At 58.2% G+C, this 19,463-nt stretch carries 20 protein-coding genes and 4 tRNA genes; 18 read left to right on the forward strand and 6 right to left on the reverse strand.

From position 1 onward, the window contains the following. Positions 1-110: 110 nt before the first annotated feature. Together JWU58_RS10175 and JWU58_RS10180 are read left to right on the forward strand one after the other, a co-directional pair. Complete coding sequence (locus tag JWU58_RS10175) at positions 111-929, forward strand: shikimate 5-dehydrogenase (protein ID WP_122508131.1); 819 nt, start codon at positions 111-113, stop codon at positions 927-929. A 200-nt stretch (positions 930-1,129) separates the two neighbouring features. Further along, the gene (locus JWU58_RS10180; protein ID WP_016775350.1) at positions 1,130-1,648 is read left to right on the forward strand and encodes a cupin domain-containing protein; all 519 of its coding nucleotides are present in this window, start codon (positions 1,130-1,132) and stop codon (positions 1,646-1,648) included. Between the two features lie 131 nt (positions 1,649-1,779). Here the strand turns inward: JWU58_RS10180 and JWU58_RS10185 are convergent, their stop codons facing one another. Then, positions 1,780-2,424 carry a YceH family protein gene (locus tag JWU58_RS10185; RefSeq protein ID WP_016775349.1) on the reverse strand — a complete coding sequence of 215 codons (645 nt, stop codon included), beginning with the start codon at positions 2,422-2,424 and terminating at the stop codon, positions 1,780-1,782. 125 nt (positions 2,425-2,549) lie between these two features. On the opposite strand from JWU58_RS10185, the gene JWU58_RS10190 reads away from it, so the two are divergent. Next, entirely contained in the window at positions 2,550-3,059 is a 510-nt protein-coding gene (locus tag JWU58_RS10190; RefSeq protein ID WP_206421865.1) for a DUF1993 domain-containing protein, read from the forward strand. A 158-nt stretch (positions 3,060-3,217) separates the two neighbouring features. On the opposite strand, the gene sstT is transcribed toward JWU58_RS10190, so the two are convergent. Next, entirely contained in the window at positions 3,218-4,450 is a 1,233-nt protein-coding gene (sstT, locus tag JWU58_RS10195) for a serine/threonine transporter SstT (protein WP_073471344.1), read from the reverse strand. Between the two features lie 307 nt (positions 4,451-4,757). Here sstT and JWU58_RS10200 point away from each other — a divergent pair, with 307 nt between their 5' ends. Continuing rightward, positions 4,758-5,915 (forward strand): MFS transporter, encoded by a 1,158-nt coding sequence (locus tag JWU58_RS10200; RefSeq protein WP_122612098.1) that lies wholly within the window; start codon positions 4,758-4,760, stop codon positions 5,913-5,915. On the opposite strand, the gene nhaR is transcribed toward JWU58_RS10200, so the two are convergent. Next, the gene (nhaR, locus tag JWU58_RS10205) at positions 5,910-6,809 is read right to left on the reverse strand and encodes a transcriptional activator NhaR (RefSeq protein ID WP_016775345.1); all 900 of its coding nucleotides are present in this window, start codon (positions 6,807-6,809) and stop codon (positions 5,910-5,912) included. The genes JWU58_RS10200 and nhaR overlap by 6 nt on opposite strands. Positions 6,810-6,942: 133 nt before the next feature. Here nhaR and JWU58_RS10210 point away from each other — a divergent pair, with 133 nt between their 5' ends. After that, complete coding sequence (locus JWU58_RS10210; RefSeq protein WP_024013465.1) at positions 6,943-7,185, forward strand: hypothetical protein; 243 nt, start codon at positions 6,943-6,945, stop codon at positions 7,183-7,185. Between the two features lie 29 nt (positions 7,186-7,214). Next, positions 7,215-7,964, forward strand: a complete 750-nt coding sequence (locus tag JWU58_RS10215) for a TerC family protein (RefSeq protein ID WP_071172950.1) — start codon at positions 7,215-7,217, stop codon at positions 7,962-7,964. A gap of 126 nt (positions 7,965-8,090) precedes the next feature. On the opposite strand, the gene JWU58_RS10220 is transcribed toward JWU58_RS10215, so the two are convergent. Then, on the reverse strand, positions 8,091-8,258 hold the full coding sequence (locus tag JWU58_RS10220; RefSeq protein ID WP_016775342.1) for a hypothetical protein: 168 nt from the start codon (positions 8,256-8,258) through the stop codon (positions 8,091-8,093). A 235-nt stretch (positions 8,259-8,493) separates the two neighbouring features. Here JWU58_RS10220 and JWU58_RS10225 point away from each other — a divergent pair, with 235 nt between their 5' ends. The 3 genes from JWU58_RS10225 (at position 8,494) to JWU58_RS10235 (ending at position 9,681) form a co-directional block, all read left to right on the forward strand. Next, a complete protein-coding gene (locus JWU58_RS10225; protein WP_206421866.1) occupies positions 8,494-9,165 on the forward strand; it encodes a peptidase C39 family protein in 672 nt (223 codons plus the stop codon). Positions 9,166-9,255: 90 nt separating this feature from the next. Next, positions 9,256-9,462 (forward strand): DUF6021 family protein, encoded by a 207-nt coding sequence (locus tag JWU58_RS10230; protein ID WP_024013462.1) that lies wholly within the window; start codon positions 9,256-9,258, stop codon positions 9,460-9,462. A gap of 12 nt (positions 9,463-9,474) precedes the next feature. Continuing rightward, complete coding sequence (locus JWU58_RS10235) at positions 9,475-9,681, forward strand: hypothetical protein (RefSeq protein ID WP_016775340.1); 207 nt, start codon at positions 9,475-9,477, stop codon at positions 9,679-9,681. 53 nt (positions 9,682-9,734) lie between these two features. On the opposite strand, the gene pbpG is transcribed toward JWU58_RS10235, so the two are convergent. Beyond that, positions 9,735-10,673: a D-alanyl-D-alanine endopeptidase gene (gene pbpG, locus JWU58_RS10240; protein ID WP_073471341.1), complete on the reverse strand. Its 939-nt coding sequence runs from the start codon at positions 10,671-10,673 to the stop codon at positions 9,735-9,737. Positions 10,674-10,903: 230 nt separating this feature from the next. Continuing rightward, the gene (folD, locus tag JWU58_RS10245) at positions 10,904-11,758 is read right to left on the reverse strand and encodes a bifunctional methylenetetrahydrofolate dehydrogenase/methenyltetrahydrofolate cyclohydrolase FolD (RefSeq protein ID WP_122698458.1); all 855 of its coding nucleotides are present in this window, start codon (positions 11,756-11,758) and stop codon (positions 10,904-10,906) included. A 275-nt stretch (positions 11,759-12,033) separates the two neighbouring features. Here folD and JWU58_RS10250 point away from each other — a divergent pair. The 9 genes from JWU58_RS10250 (at position 12,034) to JWU58_RS10290 (ending at position 19,331) form a co-directional block, all read left to right on the forward strand. After that, positions 12,034-12,110: transfer RNA gene (locus JWU58_RS10250), tRNA-Arg, on the forward strand. Positions 12,111-12,142: 32 nt separating this feature from the next. Continuing rightward, positions 12,143-12,218 (forward strand) — tRNA-His (locus tag JWU58_RS10255). Between the two features lie 57 nt (positions 12,219-12,275). Further along, positions 12,276-12,360: transfer RNA gene (locus JWU58_RS10260), tRNA-Leu, on the forward strand. Positions 12,361-12,437: 77 nt separating this feature from the next. After that, a tRNA-His gene (locus tag JWU58_RS10265) sits at positions 12,438-12,513 on the forward strand. A 401-nt stretch (positions 12,514-12,914) separates the two neighbouring features. Continuing rightward, positions 12,915-14,225 carry a trigger factor gene (tig, locus tag JWU58_RS10270; RefSeq protein ID WP_016775337.1) on the forward strand — a complete coding sequence of 437 codons (1,311 nt, stop codon included), beginning with the start codon at positions 12,915-12,917 and terminating at the stop codon, positions 14,223-14,225. Positions 14,226-14,317: 92 nt separating this feature from the next. Then, on the forward strand, positions 14,318-14,953 hold the full coding sequence (gene clpP, locus JWU58_RS10275) for an ATP-dependent Clp endopeptidase proteolytic subunit ClpP (protein ID WP_016775336.1): 636 nt from the start codon (positions 14,318-14,320) through the stop codon (positions 14,951-14,953). Positions 14,954-15,065: 112 nt separating this feature from the next. Next, positions 15,066-16,349: an ATP-dependent Clp protease ATP-binding subunit ClpX gene (gene clpX, locus JWU58_RS10280; RefSeq protein WP_016775335.1), complete on the forward strand. Its 1,284-nt coding sequence runs from the start codon at positions 15,066-15,068 to the stop codon at positions 16,347-16,349. Positions 16,350-16,512: 163 nt separating this feature from the next. Beyond that, positions 16,513-18,909: an endopeptidase La gene (lon, locus tag JWU58_RS10285; protein ID WP_206421867.1), complete on the forward strand. Its 2,397-nt coding sequence runs from the start codon at positions 16,513-16,515 to the stop codon at positions 18,907-18,909. A 149-nt stretch (positions 18,910-19,058) separates the two neighbouring features. Continuing rightward, a complete protein-coding gene (locus JWU58_RS10290; RefSeq protein ID WP_016775333.1) occupies positions 19,059-19,331 on the forward strand; it encodes an HU family DNA-binding protein in 273 nt (90 codons plus the stop codon). Positions 19,332-19,463: the final 132 nt, after the last annotated feature.

Below are 19,463 nucleotides of genomic sequence, written 5' to 3' on the forward strand. Positions count from 1 at the left end.
GGCTTCTTTACCCGGCTGCGCGGCGCCACAAACAAGCCCCAATGATGATTCAGAACCCGGTGGGCTGGCCAATCCCGTCCATCCGAAAGTGCGTTTGAAGGAGAAGTTTCATGCAGATGAACCCGAACAAAGACACCCAACTGTGCATGTCCCTGTCGGGGCGGCCGGGGAATTTCGGTCTGCGTTTTCACAACCATTTGTATGAACAGCTGGGCCTGAATTTCTATTACAAAGCGTTCAGCAGCCAGGACCTGACCGGCGCGGTCGGCGGCATCCGGGCACTGGGCATTCGCGGCTGCGGCGTGTCGATGCCGTTCAAGGAAGCCTGCATTGCGCTGGTCGATGAGCTGGATGCGTCGGCGGCGGCGATCCAGTCGATCAACACCATCGTCAACACTGGCGGCCACCTCAAGGCCTACAACACCGATTACATCGCCGTCGCGCAATTGCTGGAAAGCCACGCGGTGCCGAAGGATTCGACCTTCGCCCTGCGCGGCAGCGGCGGCATGGCCAAAGCGGTGGCCAGCGCCCTGCGCGATGGTGGCTACAAGAACGGTTTGATTGTCGCCCGTAACGAACGCGCCGGCCGCGCCCTGGCGGACTCGCTGGGTTATCGCTGGCAGGCCGAGCTTGGCGACGAGCGCCCGCAGATGCTGATCAATGTCACCCCGGTAGGCATGGACGGCGGGCCGGAGGCGGGGCAACTGGCGTTCGAGCCTGAAGTGATCAAGGCGGCTGAGACTGTATTCGACGTGGTGGCGATTCCTTCGGAAACCCCACTGATTGTGCGTGCACGAGCCGAGGGCAAGCGAGTGATCACCGGGCTTGAGGTGATTGCGATTCAGGCGCTGGAGCAGTTTGTCCTGTACACCGGGGTGCGGCCGAATGAGGCTCAGTTTGCGGCGGCGGTGGATTTTGCGCGTAGCTGATTGATCTTTTAGTGGCTGGGCTAGCCTCTTCGCGAGCAGGCTCGCTCCCACAAGTTGAGCGTGTTCCTCCAGTTGGAATGCGATTGAATGTGGGAGCGAGCCTGCTCGCGAAGGCGGCGCTGCGGTTCTGGATCACTATCTATAATCCTCGCCAGCACGCACAGACGTGCCCATCACAAAAACCATAACCGAGGCCGCCCATGCATCCGCCCATCCTCAACCTCAACGAGGTCGAACTCGAAGCCCTTCCCGAAGCCCTGGCCCCTGAAGGCGAAACCGCCGCGCGTTATCAGCAGCGTTTCGCGCGGATCGGCCAGCAACTCGGTGCGCAGAAACTCGGTTATCGCCTGTATGCACTGCCAGCGGGCATGCGCGGCAGTCCATTCCACAGCCATCGGGTCAATGAGGAGATGTTCTACGTGGTGGCCGGGGAGGGCGAGGTGCGCTTGGGAGGGGAGCGTTTTCCGATCCGCGCCGGTGATGTGATCGCCTGCCCACCGGGCGGACCGGAGAAGGCACATCAGATCATCAATACCAGCGCGGGCGAACTGCGTTATCTGGCGGTGAGCACTCAGCAGCAGCCGGAGATCTGCGAGTATCCGGATTCGAACAAGTATGCGGTGATGGATAATTTCACGGTGGATGCCGAGGGCAAGGCCTCGGGCTTTGTCGCTGTCGCGCGGCAGGTGGATGGGGTGGATTACTGGGATGGGGAATAGAGCGGGCAGCTGAATATCGCGCAGACCCTGTGGGAGCGAGCCTGCTCGCGAAGGCGGCAGGTCATTCGAGGTCGTGGTGACTGACACTACGCGTTCGCGAGCAGGCTCGCTCGCACAAAGTTCTGTTGTGATTATTCGAGGCGGGCCAGGCGTTCTTCCAGTGCGGCGATCCGCGCTTCCAGTTCTTCGATACGCTCCAGTGAAACGCCACCGCCCGATCGCTCCCCAGGATTCTGCCGCGCCGCCAGGATCGCTTCGATATCTGCCGGATCGCCCAAGGCATGGGTGTAGCGATCCTCACGCTGCCCGGCCTGACGCGGAATCAATACCGCCAGACCGCGTGCGATCAGGCGTTCAAGCTGATGCACGACCTGCTCGGCGTCTTCGAACTCGTGCATGCGCCCGCTGCGGGTCAGCAGTTCGTTGACGGTCTGCGGACCGCGCAGAAACATCAAACCCGTCAGAATCACCTGTGCCGGCACCAGTTCCAGCGCCTTGTCGACCTTGTGCTCCCAGCGGTCGGCACGGCTGCCCATCACCAGCCGGGTGAAACCACGCCCCTCCAGCGCCCGCAGGCTCTGGCCGACCTGGCCCTGATTGAGGTTCATTACCGGTTCGCGGCTGGTTTTCTGATTGCAGGCCAGCACCAGCGCGTTGAGGGTCAGCGGATAGGTTTCCGGGCTGGTGGCCTGTTTTTCGATCAGCGCACCGAGAATGCGGATTTCCGTGGCATTGAGCCGTGGCTGGTCGGAGGTGGATTCTTGTTCGTTGCTCATCGCGCGTTCCCTCTGCAGTCGAAGCCGCCTAGCCTAATCCTTGCCAAACAAAAGGCAAGCCGTGTGCTCATCAAGCATGGCTATAATCGCCACCACGTATTACCCAGCCATCACATGAGATTGCCATGACCATTTCACTGTACGCCGCATCCGTCCCGGTTTTTCAACAAATGCTCAACGCCCTGAGCGATGTGCTGAAAAAGGCCGAAGCCCACGCCAGCGCGAAAAACATCGACCAGAGCGTCTTCCTGCAAGCGCGTCTGTACCCGGACATGTTCCCGCTGGTGCGCCAGGTGCAGATCGCCGTGGATTTCGCCAAAGGCGTGTCGGCGCGTCTGGCCCAAGTCGAACTGCCGAAGTACGACGACACTGAAACCACCTTTGCCGAGCTGCAAGCGTTGATCGCCAAGGTCCTGACCTTCATCGGCGAGATCAAGCCAGAGCAGATCGATGGCAAGGAAGGCATCGAAATCGTGACCCGTCCGGGCACGCCGAAAGAGAAGCGCTTCAGTGGTCAGGCGTATCTGCTGACTTACGGCCTGCCGCAGTTCTTCTTCCACGTCACCACCACCTACGCGCTGCTGCGTCATAACGGTGTTGAAGTGGGCAAGCGCGATTACATGGGCGCGTTCTAAACACCCGGATACGAAAAAGCCCGCCAAGGTTCGCGCCTTGGCGGGCTTTTGTTTTCCTGTGGGAGCGAGCCTGCTCGCGAATGCGGCGTATCAGGCGCTATTAATGCTGAATGTCTCGCCCCTTTCGCGAGCAGGCTCGCTCCCACAAGGTAAGGCGGTTACGCCGTACGCTGAGCCTTCTCTTCCTCGCCCAGGCAAGCCGCCGCTGTAAACAGCACGTCAGTCGACGAGTTCAGCGCGGTCTCCGCCGAATCCTGCAGCACGCCAATAATGAAGCCCACCGCCACGACCTGCATGGCGATCTCGCTCGGGATGCCGAACAGGCTGCACGCCAGCGGAATCAGCAGCAGCGAACCGCCGGCCACTCCGGACGCGCCACAGGCGCAAATGGCTGCGACGACGCTGAGCAGGATCGCGGTCGGGATGTCCACGGCGATGCCCAAAGTGTGCACCGCCGCCAAGGCCAGCACGGTAATGGTGATCGCCGCACCGGCCATGTTGATGGTCGCACCCAGCGGGATCGATACCGAGTAGGTGTCTTCGTGCAGGCCCAGGCGCTTGCTCAATTCCAGGTTGACCGGAATGTTCGCCGCCGAGCTGCGGGTGAAGAACGCGGTAATGCCGCTTTCGCGCAGGCACATCAGGGTCAACGGGTACGGATTGCGGCGCAGCTTCCAGAACACGATCAGCGGGTTCATCACCAGCGCGACGAACAGCATGCAGCCCAGCAGCACCGCCAGCAGGTGCGCGTAGCCGAGCAGCGCGCCGAAACCGGAGGTGGCCAGTGTCGACGCGACCAGGCCGAAGATGCCCAGCGGCGCGAAGCGAATGACCACGCGGACGATCACGGTGACGCCGTTGGACAAGTCACCGAGCACTTCGCGAGTGGTGTCGCCAGCGTGGCGGATGGCAATGCCCATGCCGATCGCCCAGGCCAGAATGCCGATGAAGTTGGCATTCATCAGCGCGCTGACCGGGTTATCGACGACGCTGAGCAACAGGCTTTGCAGCACTTCGCCGATGCCGCCAGGCGCAGTCACGGCAACGTTTTCGGTCGATAACACCAGATTCGACGGGAACGCCATGCTGGCGACCACGGCCACCACCGCAGCGCTGAATGTACCCAGCAGGTAGAGGAACAGGATCGGGCGGATGTGGGTTTCCTGACCGTGCTTGTGGTTGGCGATCGAGGCCATCACCAGAACGAACACCAGAATCGGCGCCACGGCTTTCAACGCCGAGACAAACACCTTGCCGATGAACGCGGTGGACTTCGCCAGCTCCGGTGCAATCAGGGCCAGGGCAATACCGGCGATCAGACCAATGACGATCTGGCTGACCAGACTCAGGCGTTTCAGGCGTTGCAGTAACGAAGGGGATGAAGCGGTCATAGCGGCATCTCTGTTTTTTATAGGGTGCGAAGCGTCGTGGGCAGTCACGAAACGCCTGTCGAAGTGACATCAACGCCGCCAAACGGCACGTTGAACAGCTGTACGATTTTCAGGGCGCGGACTTTATCACAGCGTAGGCGTGAACCTTCAGGCCTGTGACGATCTGCCACCGGATCGGCCCGGCAGATCGGCAGTTTTGGGCAACTCAGTGCGGACGCAGTCTGTTAAGCTTCACCATCCTCATTTTCAAGTTCTGCCAGCGGGCCTCCGGGTCATCGCTGGTGTCGTCGTTTTGCTGGAGTTGCGCATGCTGTTGCCTATTCTTCTGTTGTCCGCCGCCGGGTTCACGGTGCTGACCACGGAATTCGTCATTGTCGGCCTGTTGCCGGCGATTGCCCGAGACCTCGAAGTCAGCATTCCGCAAGCGGGGCTGCTGGTGACCTTGTTCGCCTTTACCGTGGCGCTGTTCGGCCCGTTCCTGACCGCGTATTTCGCCCGTTTCGAACGGCGCAAACTGTTTATCAGCATTCTGATCATGTTCGGTCTGGCCAATACCGTTGCAGCGTTGGCACCGAATATCTGGGTGATGGCCATCGCACGGTTGATTCCGGCGTTGGGTTTGCCAGTGTTCTGGGCATTGGCCAGTGAAACCGCCGTCGACATCGTCGGCCCGGATTTCGCCGGCCGCGCCATCGCCAAGATCGGCTTCGGCATCGTCTGCGCCACTGTGTTCGGCATTCCGGTCGGCACGCTGATTTCCGACGCGTTCGGCTGGCGCAGCGCATTCGGCATTCTGGCGCTGATCGCGTTTGCCAAAGCCTTGCTGCTGTTTGTCTACCTGCCGAAAACCAGTCTGCACCAGCATCAGGTCAGCTTCCGTTCGCAGTTCAAGATCCTGCGCAGCCCGCTGATGCTCGGCCATATCTTGTTATCGATTCTGGTGTTCAGCGGCATGTTTACCGCTTACACCTACCTTGCTGACATCCTCGAACGACTTGCCGGTTTCAACGGCACCGTGGTCGGCTGGTGCCTGATGGCGTTTGGCGCAGTCGGGCTGATCGGCAACTCGCTCGGTGGGCGAGCGGTGGATCGGCATCCGTTGGGGGCGTCGGTGTTGTTCTGTGCGTTCATGATCGCCGGCATGGTTTCGCTGGTGCCGAACATTCATTCGCCAGTGGGTCTGGCGGTGGCGATGGGCATCTGGGGCGTGACTCAGGCGGCGCTGTTCCTGGTCAGCCATGTGCGCCTGATGAAAGCAGCACCGGAAGCGCCGGCCTTCGCCGCGTCGCTGAACATTGCCGGGGCCAATCTCGGCATTGGTCTAGGCGCGATGGTTGGCGGCCGGGTGATCGACACTGCGGGGCTGGGCTTTCTGGGCTTTGCCGCTGCCGGCTTCATTTTGCTGTCGGTGTTCCTCGCCATGGTGCTGATGACGCTGAAGCCGCGTGAAGTCTGCGCTTCATAACCCGGTAAACAGCTCGCGTCGGGCACCCTCGGTAATCGCTACGATGCCAGGGTGCTTGACCTTGCGTTCCACCGAAATGGCATAGAACGACTCGCTCACTGCGTCGGTCTGGCCGATCAACTCGACGCCGTACTGGCGCTTCACTTCCTCGGCAATCACGCTCGGGCCGATAAAGATCCCGCTGCCGGATTGGCCGAAGGCCTGCATCAAAGCACTGTCATCGAATTCGCCGACAATCTGCGGCTGGATCTGCTGTTCGGCGAACCAGCGCTGCAAACGGCTGCGCACCACGGTTTCCGCGCCGGGAATCAGCAGCGGTGCGCCGTGCAGGCTGCGCGGGAAATCCTGGCCATACTGCGCGGCGAGTTCGGCGGTGGCGAAAAAACTGATCCCGCATTCACCGAGCTTCTGGCTGTAGCCTTTGATGTCCAGATGCGAAGGCATCGGACTGTCGGAAATCACCAGATCCAGACGCTGAATGGCCAGATCGGCAAGCAGGCGCTCGAGTTTGTCTTCGCGGCAGGTGATGCGCAGCGGCTCGCTCAACTCCATGGTCGGCGCGATCAGCCGATAGACAATGGATTTGGGCACCACGTCGGCCACCCCGACGCGAAAGAGGATCTGCTGCTCGTTGGGCTGCGCACGCAGCATCAGCTCCAGCTCGCCGCCCAACTGAAACATCTGCTCAGCGTAGGGCAGGGCCTGGCGCCCGGCTTCGGTGAGCTCCAACTGGCGGCCAACCCGGCGAAACAGTTCCACGCCATAAGTTTGCTCAAGCAGTGAAATCTGCCCGCTGATGGTCTGTGGCGTCAGGTTCAGTTGCTCGCAGGCGCGGACGATGCTGCCGGTTTTGGCTACAACCCAGAAGTAATGCAGTTGTCGGTAATTGAGCATAGTGATGGCCACTTCGTGAAAACCGAAGTATAGCCGCTAAAAATACGAATTTTCCTGAAGTGTTCATCTCCCTAGAATGCCCAGCCATCGACGGCCGGTGTGTGCGCCTGTCTGTTCATTCGAAGGAAACCTTATGAAATACACATTTCCCGCAGTGATGTTTGCGTCTTTACTGGTTCTGGCCGGTTGTGATCAGGCGGAAAAAAGCGCCCAGCAACTGATGGGCGCGGCGGCTGAAACCGCCAAACAAGCAATCGACGACACCCATAAAGCCGCTGAGCAAGCGCTCAGCGATGCCACTGGTGGTTTGATCGAGAAAAAAGAAACACCGGAAAAACAAGCGGAAGAATCCGAATCTTCCTCCAAGACCATTTAAACCGTCTTACACAGAGTCAGGACTGACCCATGGAATATCTGTTAGAACTCGCCGCCAGCCCCACCGCTTGGGTTGCTTTGGCCACACTGGTGGTAATGGAAATCGTGCTTGGCATCGATAACCTGATCTTTATTTCGATCCTGACCAACAAGCTGCCCGAACAGCATCGGCAGAAGGCGCGCCGTATCGGTATCGGCATGGCCCTGATTCTGCGTCTGGCGTTGTTGAGCACCATCGCGTTCATCGTGCAGTTGACGGAGCCTGTGATTGAAATTCTTGGCCAGGCGTTCTCTTGGAAGGACATGATCCTGATCGCCGGTGGCCTGTTCCTGGTGTGGAAAGCCACGACCGAGATCCATCACAGCATGGACCCGTCGCCGGAAGACCCGAAGACCGCGACTTCCACCGTAACCCTGGGTTTTGCCGCAGCTATCGGTCAGATCCTGATGCTCGACATGGTGTTCTCGATCGACAGCATCATTACCGCTGTCGGCATGACCGAACACTTGCCGATCATGATCATCGCGGTGGTGGTGTCGGTGCTGGTGATGCTGCTCGCGGCTGACCCGCTGGCCAAGTTCATCAACGATAACCCGACGGTGGTCATGCTGGCGCTGGGCTTCCTGATCATGATCGGCATGACGCTGATCGCTGAGGGCTTCGGCGCCCATGTTCCGAAAGGTTATGTGTACGCGGCCATGGCGTTCTCGGCGGGCATTGAGGTGTTGAACATGATGTCGCGCCGGGCGAAGCAGAAGAAGGTTGCTCAGCAGGCGTAATTGCTGAGAACACAAAAAACCGCCTGGGCTGGTTGAGCTCAGGCGGTTTTTTTATTCACCTTTTGCTGAGTTATCGAGAGCGCGCTGCTGCTGAGCGCTCTCCTGAGGGAAGGACCTTGTTGGTCCTCAATGCGCAGCAGCGTGTCGCACTGGATGCTTTTCTGTCTTCTCAACCGGCATCGTCTGCACCGGATGATGGTGGCGCCGCGAAATCCGCAGCACGCCCCACAACATGGCAGTCGCCACGGCCAGCCAGCCGGCTATCAACATCACGATGGTCATGGTCAGGCTCATTGGTGCCTCCTCTTCGCCCTGCATCGGGCGCCCGCTTTTCGCAATTCGCTCTATTTCAGTGACAGTCTAGTCAATGGGGTGTTTCAAGCTATTGACCAAAGGTCGTTAGTCACCAATCAGTTTGCTCTATGCAATCGCCCGCTCTGCGGTTTAAGGCTATACCGCAGGCGGGTGCGGCTCTATGATCGCTGGCGTTGCCGGAACACGATGACCGGCGTCTGGAAGAGAGTGATTGATGGTGCAGGTATTTTCTCGAGTGCGCGGAGCGTTGCTTGCCGGCGCTTGCGCGGTGGTGCTGAGCGGATGTGCAGGCAATGTAGCGCCGGAAGTCAAACGCTTGCCGGAGCGGGTTGAGCTCAGCGGCACCTTCTATCGTGGCGAAGCCAACCAGAGTGGGCCACAGGTGCTCGCCAGTCTGCTGTCGCAACAAGGCATCGTCATCACCCCAGGCCTTCTGGAAAAACCGCTGCACTTGCCGGGGGCTGAGGACAAGCTGCAGCAGAACATGCAGAACCTTGCTCGCGAATATGGCCTGGTGGTTTATCCGCTCGACAGCAAGCTGCCGGCCTTGCTGACCCAGGTCGCAGCGGGCTATCCGGTCATGGTGCGTTTCAGTGAAGGTTCGGCATTCTGGGCCGAGCCGCGTTACGCGATCCTGTCCGGCTACGATCGCAATAAACAGAAAGTCCTGCTGCGCGCCGGCATGAATCGTCGGCAGTTGATGGATTTCGCCAGCTTCGAAGCAGCGCTCGAAAAGGCCGGTGGCTGGGCAATCCTGATTCAGAAACCGTCGCAGATCCCGGCAGCCGTCGACCGCTCCCGTTGGCTGAAAGCCGCCGATGAACTGGCCCAGGCCGGTGAAGAAAACGCTGCGGCGCAGGCGCGAAAGGCTCTGGCGGCGCAATAAACCTCCGTTCGTCATCTGCCGGGCACGACTGCGCCCGGCCAGCCTCTGAAGATTAATGCCCGTGCTTCGCGGGTGAATCAAGGAGGCAACATGGCAGATTCCCCAAACCCGAAAGGCCCGCACTCGTCCGAACATTCCTCGGGTGATGATCTGGGATTCGATCCGGATTCGCCGGACCTTGACGATCCGCAAGTTGATCCGGTCGGTCCGGCCAAAGCACCGCTGGATGTCGAGCCCGGTGAAGATCCGAAGAAACCGGCCAAGCCCTATGATCCGTTAGCCGATCTGAAACCTTGATGTGAGGTGCGTATGAGTACCGATTCAAGCTTCGATGACCACAAACCTGACAGCGTGCCGACCACGCCGGAGCCTGAGGTTGATCCGGTGCTGGACCCGGACAGCCCGATGCGTGACCCGCTGGCCCGGCCCAATGTGCTGACGCCGGAGGTTTCGCCAGAGCCGAGCTCGGGCGATGGCATCCCCGATGACGACAAGATGCCGCTGCCCAACGACTGATGCGCAGACGAAAAAAGCCCCGAAGATTCGGGGCTTTTTCATCAACGCTGGATTTACTTGGCCGCCTCGACTACGCCGCTCTGACGGCTCTTGAGGTTTTTGTCGGCTTTGTACTGCTGTGCCACCGCAGGAACACTGGCGCTGCGCCCGGTTTCCACCCAGCTGCGGATACGGCTGGCATCGGCAAAATGCGTGTATTTGCCAAACGCATCGAGAATCACCAGGGCGACCGGACGGTTGCCCATCTTCGTCACCAGCACCAGGCAATGGCCGGCCGGGTTGGTGAAGCCGGTCTTGGTGATCTTGATGTCCCAATCGGCCTTATTGACCAAGTGGTCGGTATTGCGGAAGCCCAGGGTGTAGTTGGGCTTGCGGAACGCCACGGTTTTTTCCTTGGTGGTGGTCAGTTGCACCAGAAGCGGTTGCTTGTGCGCAGCCACCAGCAGTTTGCTCAGGTCGCGGGCGGTGGAAACGTTGCGCTCCGACAAGCCGGTAGGCTCGACAAAGTGCGTGCTGGTCATGCCCAGCGCCTTGGCCTTGGCGTTCATTGCCGCGATAAAAGCAGCGTAGCCGCCCGGATAGTGATGGGCGAGGCTGGCGGCGGCGCGGTTTTCCGAAGACATCAAGGCGATCAGCAGCATCTCGCGGCGCGGCAGCTCACTCTTGAGTTTGACCCGGGAGAACACACCCTTCATTTCCGGAGTGTTCCTGATGTCGACATCGATCCATTCGTCCATGTTCTGTCGAGCTTCTACCACGACCAGGCCCGTCATCAGCTTGCTGACGGAAGCGATCGGCACGATCACGTCAGGGTTGCTGGAATAGATGACTTTATTGGTCTGCATATCCATGAGCAGGGCGCTGCCGGACGCGATCTTCAAAGTCGAAGCGTCACGTGGGGCAGCGGTGGTTTCCGCAGCGTTGATCGTTGGCGTGATGAATGTGCCTGTAACAGCAAACAACAGGCTCAGAATCGAGAGACGAATTTTCACGCGGGCGAACTCTAAAAGGTTGGATATACCGTTAGTTTGTAACGGGTTATTTCTTAAAACCGGCGCATTTTAGGAGTATGGCTGAAGAACTGTCGATGGTTGTTTGTAAGACCTGAAAATCTCGTGAAAAGGCCTGTAAAAAGAGCGGTTTCCGGCGAACGGTTGAAGTTTTTTCTCAGGCATTAAAAACCCCGCACGAGGCGGGGTTCTGATGCGGCGGAAAAAACCGGTCAGACGTGCAGGGTTTCTGCCGCGTAGAGGGTGTTTTCCAGCAAGCAGGCGCGGGTCATCGGGCCGACGCCGCCCGGTACCGGAGTGATCCAGCCAGCGCGGGGCAGGGCAGTTTCGTAGACGACGTCACCGACCAGTTTGCCGTCTTCCTGACGGTTGATGCCGACGTCGATCACGATCGCGCCTTCCTTGATCCACTCGCCCTTGACCAGGCCCGGCTTGCCGGCGGCAACGACCACCAGATCAGCGCGGCCGACGTGACCGGCCAGATCCTTGGTGAAGCGGTGAGTCACGGTGACGGTGCAGCCGGCCAGCAACAATTCCATGGCCATCGGGCGACCGACGATATTGGAGGCGCCCACAACTACCGCATCCATCCCGTAAAGATCAGCGCCAGTGCTTTCCAGCAAAGTCATGATGCCTTTCGGGGTGCAGGGGCGCAGCAGCGGGATGCGCTGGGCCAGGCGACCGACGTTGTACGGGTGGAAGCCGTCGACGTCTTTGTCCGGGCGGATGCGTTCCAGCAGCTTGGACGCGTCGAGATGTTCGGGCAGAGGCAACTGCAGGAGAACGCCGTCGATAGCCGGATCGTCGTTGAGGCGATCGATCAGATCGGTCAGGGCGTCCTGAGTGGTGTCGGAGGGCAGGTCGTAGGCTTGAGAGAGGAAGCCAACCTCTTCACAGTCTTTACGCTTGTGCGAGACATAAACCTGAGAGGCAGGATCGCTGCCGACCAGGATCACCGCGAGGCCGGGGGTGCGCAGGCCTTGCTGGCGACGCTCGGCAACTCGTTGGGCGATCTGCTGGCGCAGGCTGGCGGCGATCGATTTGCCGTCGATTAGTTGTGCAGTCATTGCGCGTGATTAACCATCGAGAGGGGAAAAAATGAGAACGCATTCTCGCATGTCGAGCGGTGAGGGCAAAGGCGCTTGGTCAGCAAATTCCTCTAACTCCTTTAATTAAATGAATTTTTTTCAAAAAGGATTTGACGACCTTTGGAGCCCTCTATACTATTCGTCGCACTTGTCGGGCACAGCCTAGCACTGGTTAAGAAGGTGAAGCGGAATCAAGGTTCTGCGACGCTGGAAAGCACTTAGTTTGTAGTCCTTTAAGAGTACAGATTAACAAGGCGCCCGTAGCTCAGCTGGATAGAGCATCCGCCTTCTAAGCGGATGGTCGCAGGTTCGAGTCCTGCCGGGTGCGCCATTAGGCAGCTTTGGCACAAGTAACGCGATATGGTGGGCGTAGCTCAGTTGGTAGAGCACGGGATTGTGACTCCCGTTGTCGTGGGTTCGATCCCCATCGTCCACCCCATATTTCGAAAGGCGCCAGATTTAACGGTCTGGCGCCTTTGCTTTAAAAGCTTCATCCGCGGATGTGGTGGAATTGGTAGACACACTGGATTTAGGTTCCAGCGCCGCGAGGCGTAAGAGTTCGAGTCTCTTCATCCGCACCAAATAAAGCTTCATCTGTGCCTCGGGCCTGATGAAGTTTCGACAAAGAAGTTGTTTGGCTTTTTTGTTACGCAATATGGTGGGCGTAGCTCAGTTGGTAGAGCACGGGATTGTGACTCCCGTTGTCGTGGGTTCGATCCCCATCGTCCACCCCATATTTCGAAAGGCGCCAGATTTAACAGTCTGGCGCCTTTTTTGTTTTAGCGGTTTCGAAATCCGGCCATGGCCGATTTCGAAGCGCAGGGCAGGGCACTTCATCGCTTTTAAAGGATCGGATGACGCTGAACTGCTCGTCGTTCCGGTTTTACCGGAACGCCTGTCGGGGCGGATTTGATAGTTGCTTCTATATATAGAAGCGTTGCTGCAGAGCCCTGACGTGATCGCTTGTATTCGCCAGTGGAGTGCACGGCATTCGTGCGGCGCTCCCTATAAATTGCCTGCTGTTTTTTTACCCGTTTCCAGTAGGGTGACTTCTTGAGTTTGACCCACTAGAATGCATGCCCTTGATTCTGGGGTCGGAAACGGCCGGCTAACGTCTGTGCAACGAGGAATATCCATGCAAGTTTCTGTTGAAAATACTACTGCTCTCGAGCGCCGCATGAGCGTCACCGTGCCGGCAGAGCGCATCGAGACTCAGGTCAACAAGCGTCTGCAGCAGACTGCCCAAAAGGCCAAAATTGCTGGCTTCCGTCCAGGCAAAGTGCCAATGAGCGAAATCAAGCGCCGTTTCGGTGCTGATGCGCGTCAGGAAGCGGTAGGCGACGTCATCCAGTCTTCCTTCTACGAAGCTGTGGTCGAGCAGAAGCTCAACCCTGCCGGTTCGCCTTCGATCGAGCCAAAGTCGCTCGAAGCGGGCAAGGATCTGGAATACGTTGCTGTATTCGAAGTCTTCCCTGAGTTCACCGTTGCTGGCTTCGAAGGCATCACCGTTGAGCGTCTGAGCGCTGAAGTGGCTGACGCTGACCTGGACAAGATGCTCGACATCCTGCGCAAGCAGAACACCCGTTTCGAAGTGGCCGACCGTGCTGCCCAGAACGAAGATCAGCTGAACATCGATTTCGTTGGCAAGGTTGACGGCGAAGTGTTCGCTGGCGGCTCCGCCAAGGGCACTCAGCTGGTACTGGGTTCCGGCCGCATGATCCCGGGCTTCGAAGAAGGCCTGGTTGGCGCTAAGGCTGGCGAAGAGCGCGTTCTGAACCTGACCTTCCCTGAGGACTATCAGAACCTGGACCTGGCTGGCAAAACCGCCGAGTTCACCGTGACCGTCAACACTGTGTCCGAGCCTAAGCTGCCTGAGCTGAACGAAGAGTTCTTCGCTCAATTCGGCATCAAGGAAAGCGGCATCGACGGTTTCCGCACCGAAGTTCGCAAGAACATGGAGCGTGAACTGCGTCAGGCGATCAAATCCAAGGTCAAGAATCAGGTAATGGACGGTCTGCTGGCCACCAACCCTATCGAAGTGCCAAAGGCTCTGCTGTCCAACGAAGTTGACCGTCTGCGCGTGCAGGCTGTTCAGCAGTTCGGCGGCAACATCAAGCCAGACCAACTGCCGGCCGAGCTGTTCGAAGAGCAAGCCAAGCGCCGCGTCGTGCTGGGCCTGATCGTTGCTGAAGTGGTCAAGCAGTTCGACCTCAAGCCTGACGAAGCTCGCGTTCGCGAAATGATTCAGGAAATGGCTTCCGCTTACCAGGAGCCAGAGCAGGTCGTGTCGTGGTACTACAAAAACGAGCAGCAACTGAACGAAGTGCGTTCGGTTGTGCTGGAAGAACAAGTTGTGGATACTGTTCTGCAGAAAGCTAGTGTGACCGACAAATCGGTCTCCTACGAAGAAGCAGTCAAGCCGGTAGAAGCTCCAGCAGCCGACTGATTGATTTTGCGTTAGAAGTGCACACCATAAGCCAGCTCTCGAGCTGGCTTATGCGTATTCAAGACATAACTATTTGGGAGCGACTGCAGAGCATGTTCCGTAATTCTTATATTCAGCAGAACTCTGATATCCAGGCCGCCGGCGGCCTGGTCCCGATGGTTGTCGAGCAGTCCGCTCGTGGCGAACGCGCCTACGACATCTACTCGCGCCTGCTCAAGGAGCGAGTGATCTTTCTGGTGGGCCCGGTAGAGGACTACATGGCCAACCTGATCTGTGCGCAACTGCTGTTCCTTGAAGCGGAAAACCCGGACAAGGACATCCATCTGTACATCAACTCGCCGGGCGGTTCGGTAACTGCAGGCATGTCGATCTACGACACCATGCAGTTCATCAAGCCGAACGTATCGACCACCTGCATCGGTCAGGCCTGCAGCATGGGCGCATTCCTGCTCACCGCAGGTGCTCCGGGCAAGCGTTTCTGCCTGCCGAACTCGCGCGTGATGATTCACCAGCCACTGGGCGGTTTCCAGGGCCAGGCGTCGGACATCGAAATCCACGCCAAGGAAATCCTCTTCATCCGCGAGCGTCTGAACATGCTGATGGCCAAGCACAGCGGCCGTACTCTGGAAGAAATCGAGCGCGATACCAATCGCGACAACTTCATGAGTGCCGAAGCTGCGAAGGAATACGGCCTGATCGACGAAGTGATCAACCAGCGTCCAGCTTAATATAAGCAGCGCAAAACAGGCCTGATCGGCACGTCCGATCAGCGGCGGGCTTGAAAAAGCCCGCAATAGCCTTCATCTTGTGTTGCAAGCCTATCGGATTTGGATCGAACGAATGACTGACACCCGCAACGGCGAGGACAACGGCAAGCTGCTCTATTGCTCCTTCTGTGGCAAAAGCCAGCATGAAGTGCGCAAATTGATTGCCGGCCCCTCGGTCTTTATCTGCGACGAGTGCGTCGACCTGTGCAATGACATCATCCGCGAGGAGGTGCAGGAAGCACAGGCCGAAAGCAGCGCGCATAAATTGCCTTCGCCTAAAGAAATCAGCGGCATCCTTGACCAGTACGTCATTGGTCAGGAGCGTGCGAAAAAGGTTTTGGCCGTAGCGGTGTACAACCACTACAAGCGCCTGAACCAACGTGACAAAAAGGCTGACGACGTCGAACTCGGCAAGAGCAACATCCTGCTGATCGGCCCGACAGGCTCCGGTAAAACCCTGCTGGCCGAAACACTGGCCCGCTTGCTGAACGTTCCGTTCACGATCGCTGACGCGACTACCCTCACCGAGGCAGGTTACGTGGGTGAAGATGTCGAGAACATCATTCAGAAGCTGCTGCAGAAGTGCGATTACGACGTAGAGAAAGCCCAGATGGGCATTGTCTACATCGACGAAATCGACAAGATTTCCCGCAAGTCCGACAACCCGTCGATCACCCGTGATGTTTCCGGTGAAGGCGTGCAGCAGGCCTTGCTCAAGTTGATCGAAGGCACGGTCGCTTCGGTACCGCCGCAAGGTGGCCGCAAGCATCCGCAGCAGGAGTTCCTGCAGGTCGACACCCGTAACATCCTGTTCATCTGCGGTGGTGCGTTCTCCGGCCTGGAAAAGGTCATTCAGAACCGTTCCACCAAAGGCGGCATCGGCTTCAACGCCGAAGTGCGCAGCAAGGAAGAGGGCAAGAAGGTTGGTGAATCCCTGCGTGAAGTCGAGCCTGACGATCTGGTCAAGTTCGGTCTGATCCCGGAATTCGTCGGTCGTCTGCCGGTCCTGGCGACACTGGACGAGCTCGACGAGGCTGCGCTGATGCAAATCCTCACAGAGCCGAAAAATGCTCTGACCAAACAGTATGCCAAGCTGTTCGAGATGGAAGGCGTGGATCTGGAATTCCGTTCCGACGCGCTGAAATCGGTCGCCAAGCGTGCCCTGGAACGTAAAACCGGTGCCCGTGGCCTGCGTTCGATTCTCGAAGGTGTGCTGCTCGACACGATGTATGAGATCCCCTCACAGTCCGAGGTGAGCAAAGTCGTGATCGATGAAAGCGTGATCGAAGGCAAGTCCAAGCCACTGTATATCTATGAAAACAGTGAGCCGACGGCCAAGGCAGCGCCGGACGCGTAAGCGTTCACAGCGCCGCAACAAAGAAGGGGCCTTCGGGCCTCTTTTTTTTTAAGTCGTTTTTTACCTCCGCTTTGCGCTTGTTTTTTTTCGAGGCAGCCCCCATCTTGGTTTCAAGCTTAATTCCATCTGATTACGGCCATACGGCCGCCGTAGAGGCGAAATCATGAAGACAACCATCGAATTGCCTCTCCTGCCATTGCGTGATGTCGTGGTTTATCCGCACATGGTTATCCCGCTGTTCGTGGGGCGCGAGAAATCCATCGAAGCCCTCGAGGCCGCGATGACGGGTGACAAGCAGATTCTGCTGCTGGCCCAGAGAAACCCGGCTGACGATGATCCCGGTGAAGACGCTCTCTATCGCGTAGGTACAATTGCCACGGTTCTGCAACTGCTGAAGCTGCCTGACGGCACCGTCAAGGTTCTGGTCGAAGGCGAGCAGCGTGGTACTGTCGAGCGCTTCAGCGAAGTCGATGGCCATTGCCGCGCCGAAGTGTCTCTGATCGAAGAAGTCGACGCCGCCGAGCGCGAGTCGGAAGTCTTCGTACGCACGCTGCTTTCGCAGTTCGAACAATACGTCCAGCTGGGCAAGAAGGTTCCGGCTGAAGTCCTGTCGTCGCTCAACAGCATCGATGAGCCGGGTCGTCTGGTCGACACCATGGCCGCGCACATGGCGCTGAAAATCGAGCAGAAGCAGGAAATCCTCGAGATCATCGATCTGTCGGCCCGTGTCGAACACGTGCTGGCGCTGCTGGATGCCGAAATCGACCTGCTGCAGGTTGAAAAACGCATTCGCGGTCGCGTCAAAAAGCAAATGGAGCGCAGCCAGCGCGAGTACTACCTGAATGAGCAGATGAAGGCCATTCAGAAAGAACTCGGTGACGGCGACGAAGGCCACAACGAAATCGAAGAGCTGAAAAAGCGCATCGATGCTGCCGGCCTGCCGAAAGACGCGCTGGCCAAGGCGACTGCCGAGCTGAACAAGCTCAAGCAGATGTCGCCGATGTCGGCTGAAGCCACCGTGGTGCGCTCCTACATTGATTGGCTGGTGCAGGTGCCGTGGAAGGCGCAAAGCAAAGTACGTCTCGACCTGGCTCGTGCAGAAGACATTCTCGACGCCGATCACTACGGCCTTGAAGAGGTCAAGGAGCGCATCCTTGAATACCTCGCCGTGCAGAAGCGTGTAAAGAAAATCCGTGGCCCGGTGTTGTGCCTGGTCGGTCCACCAGGCGTGGGTAAAACCTCGCTGGCGGAATCGATTGCCCATGCCACCAACCGTAAATTCGTACGTATGGCCTTGGGCGGCGTGCGTGACGAAGCGGAAATTCGTGGTCACCGCCGGACCTACATCGGTTCGATGCCGGGAAGATTGATTCAAAAGATGACAAAAGTGGGCGTACGCAACCCGCTGTTCCTGCTCGATGAAATCGACAAGATGGGCAGCGACATGCGTGGCGATCCGGCGTCGGCGTTGCTGGAGGTGCTCGATCCCGAGCAGAACCACAACTTCAACGATCACTATCTGGAAGTCGATTACGACCTCTCTGATGTGATGTTCCTGTGCACCTCGAACTCGATGAATATCCCGCCAGCGCTGCTGGACCGGATGGAAGTCATCCGTCTGCCGGGTTACACCGAAGACGAGAAGATCAACATCGCCGTGAAATACCTCTCGCCGAAACAGATCACCGCTAACGGTCTGAAGAAGGGCGAGCTGGAGTTCGACGAGGAAGCCATCCGCGACATCATCCGTTATTACACCCGTGAAGCGGGCGTGCGGGGCCTCGAGCGACAGATCGCCAAGGTCTGCCGCAAGGCAGTGAAAGAGCATGCGCTGGAAAAACGCTTCTCGGTAAAAGTGACAGCTGATCTGCTCGAGCATTTCCTCGGCGTGCGCAAGTTCCGCTACGGCCTGGCCGAGCAGCAGGATCAGGTGGGGCAGGTGACTGGCCTGGCGTGGACTCAGGTTGGCGGCGAATTGCTGACCATCGAAGCCGCAGTGATTCCGGGTAAAGGGCAACTGATCAAGACCGGTTCGCTCGGTGATGTGATGGTCGAATCGATCACTGCCGCACAGACCGTTGTGCGCAGCCGCGCCAAGAGCCTGGGCATCCCGCTGGACTTCCACGAGAAGCGCGACACCCATATTCACATGCCGGAAGGTGCTACGCCGAAAGACGGCCCTAGCGCTGGCGTGGGCATGTGCACGGCGCTGGTCTCGGCATTGACCGGCATTCCGGTGCGCGCCGATGTCGCCATGACCGGTGAGATCACTTTGCGTGGTCAGGTGTTGGCAATTGGCGGTTTGAAAGAAAAACTGCTGGCGGCACATCGCGGCGGAATCAAGATTGTGATTATTCCGGAAGAAAACGTCCGCGATCTGAAGGAGATTCCTGACAATATCAAGCAGGATCTGCAGATCAAACCGGTTAAATGGATTGACGAGGTCCTGCAAATTGCGCTGCAATACGCGCCGGAGCCCTTGCCGGATGTGGCTCCGGAGATAGTTGCCAAGGACGAAAAACGCGAGTCTGATGCCAAGGAAAGAATTAGCACGCATTAATACGTTTTAGCCTGGGGGGCTTTCCTTGACAGCATTTTAGAGCCCTTGTTATAAAGCGGCTCTTAAGTGTCTGTAGGCCATTCAGCACTCGTTTTTGCTTTCACCAAAAAACTTAGAAACATCTCAAAATAGATATAAGGGGACTTAGAGTGAACAAGTCGGAACTGATTGATGCTATCGCTGCATCCGCTGATATCCCGAAAGCTGCTGCTGGCCGTGCGCTGGACGCTGTAATCGAATCCGTCACTGGCGCTCTGAAGGCTGGCGACTCCGTTGTTCTGGTTGGTTTCGGTACTTTCTCCGTGACTGACCGTCCGGCTCGTACCGGTCGCAACCCGCAAACCGGCAAGTCTCTGGAAATCCCGGCTGCCAAGAAGCCAGGTTTCAAAGCCGGTAAAGCGCTGAAAGAAGCTGTTAACTGAGTTTCCAGGTTTTTACCCATCCGGGTCGGGGTCAAGCCTGACTTGGCAGCGGAGCGGTAGAGCAGGTGGCTGAAAGAGCCACCTGTAACGCCGGGATCGAGGGTTCGAGCCCTGTCCGCTCCGCCAGTTACG

The sequence above is a fragment of the Pseudomonas atacamensis genome (assembly GCF_017167965.1).
Lineage (GTDB): Bacteria > Pseudomonadota > Gammaproteobacteria > Pseudomonadales > Pseudomonadaceae > Aquipseudomonas > Aquipseudomonas atacamensis.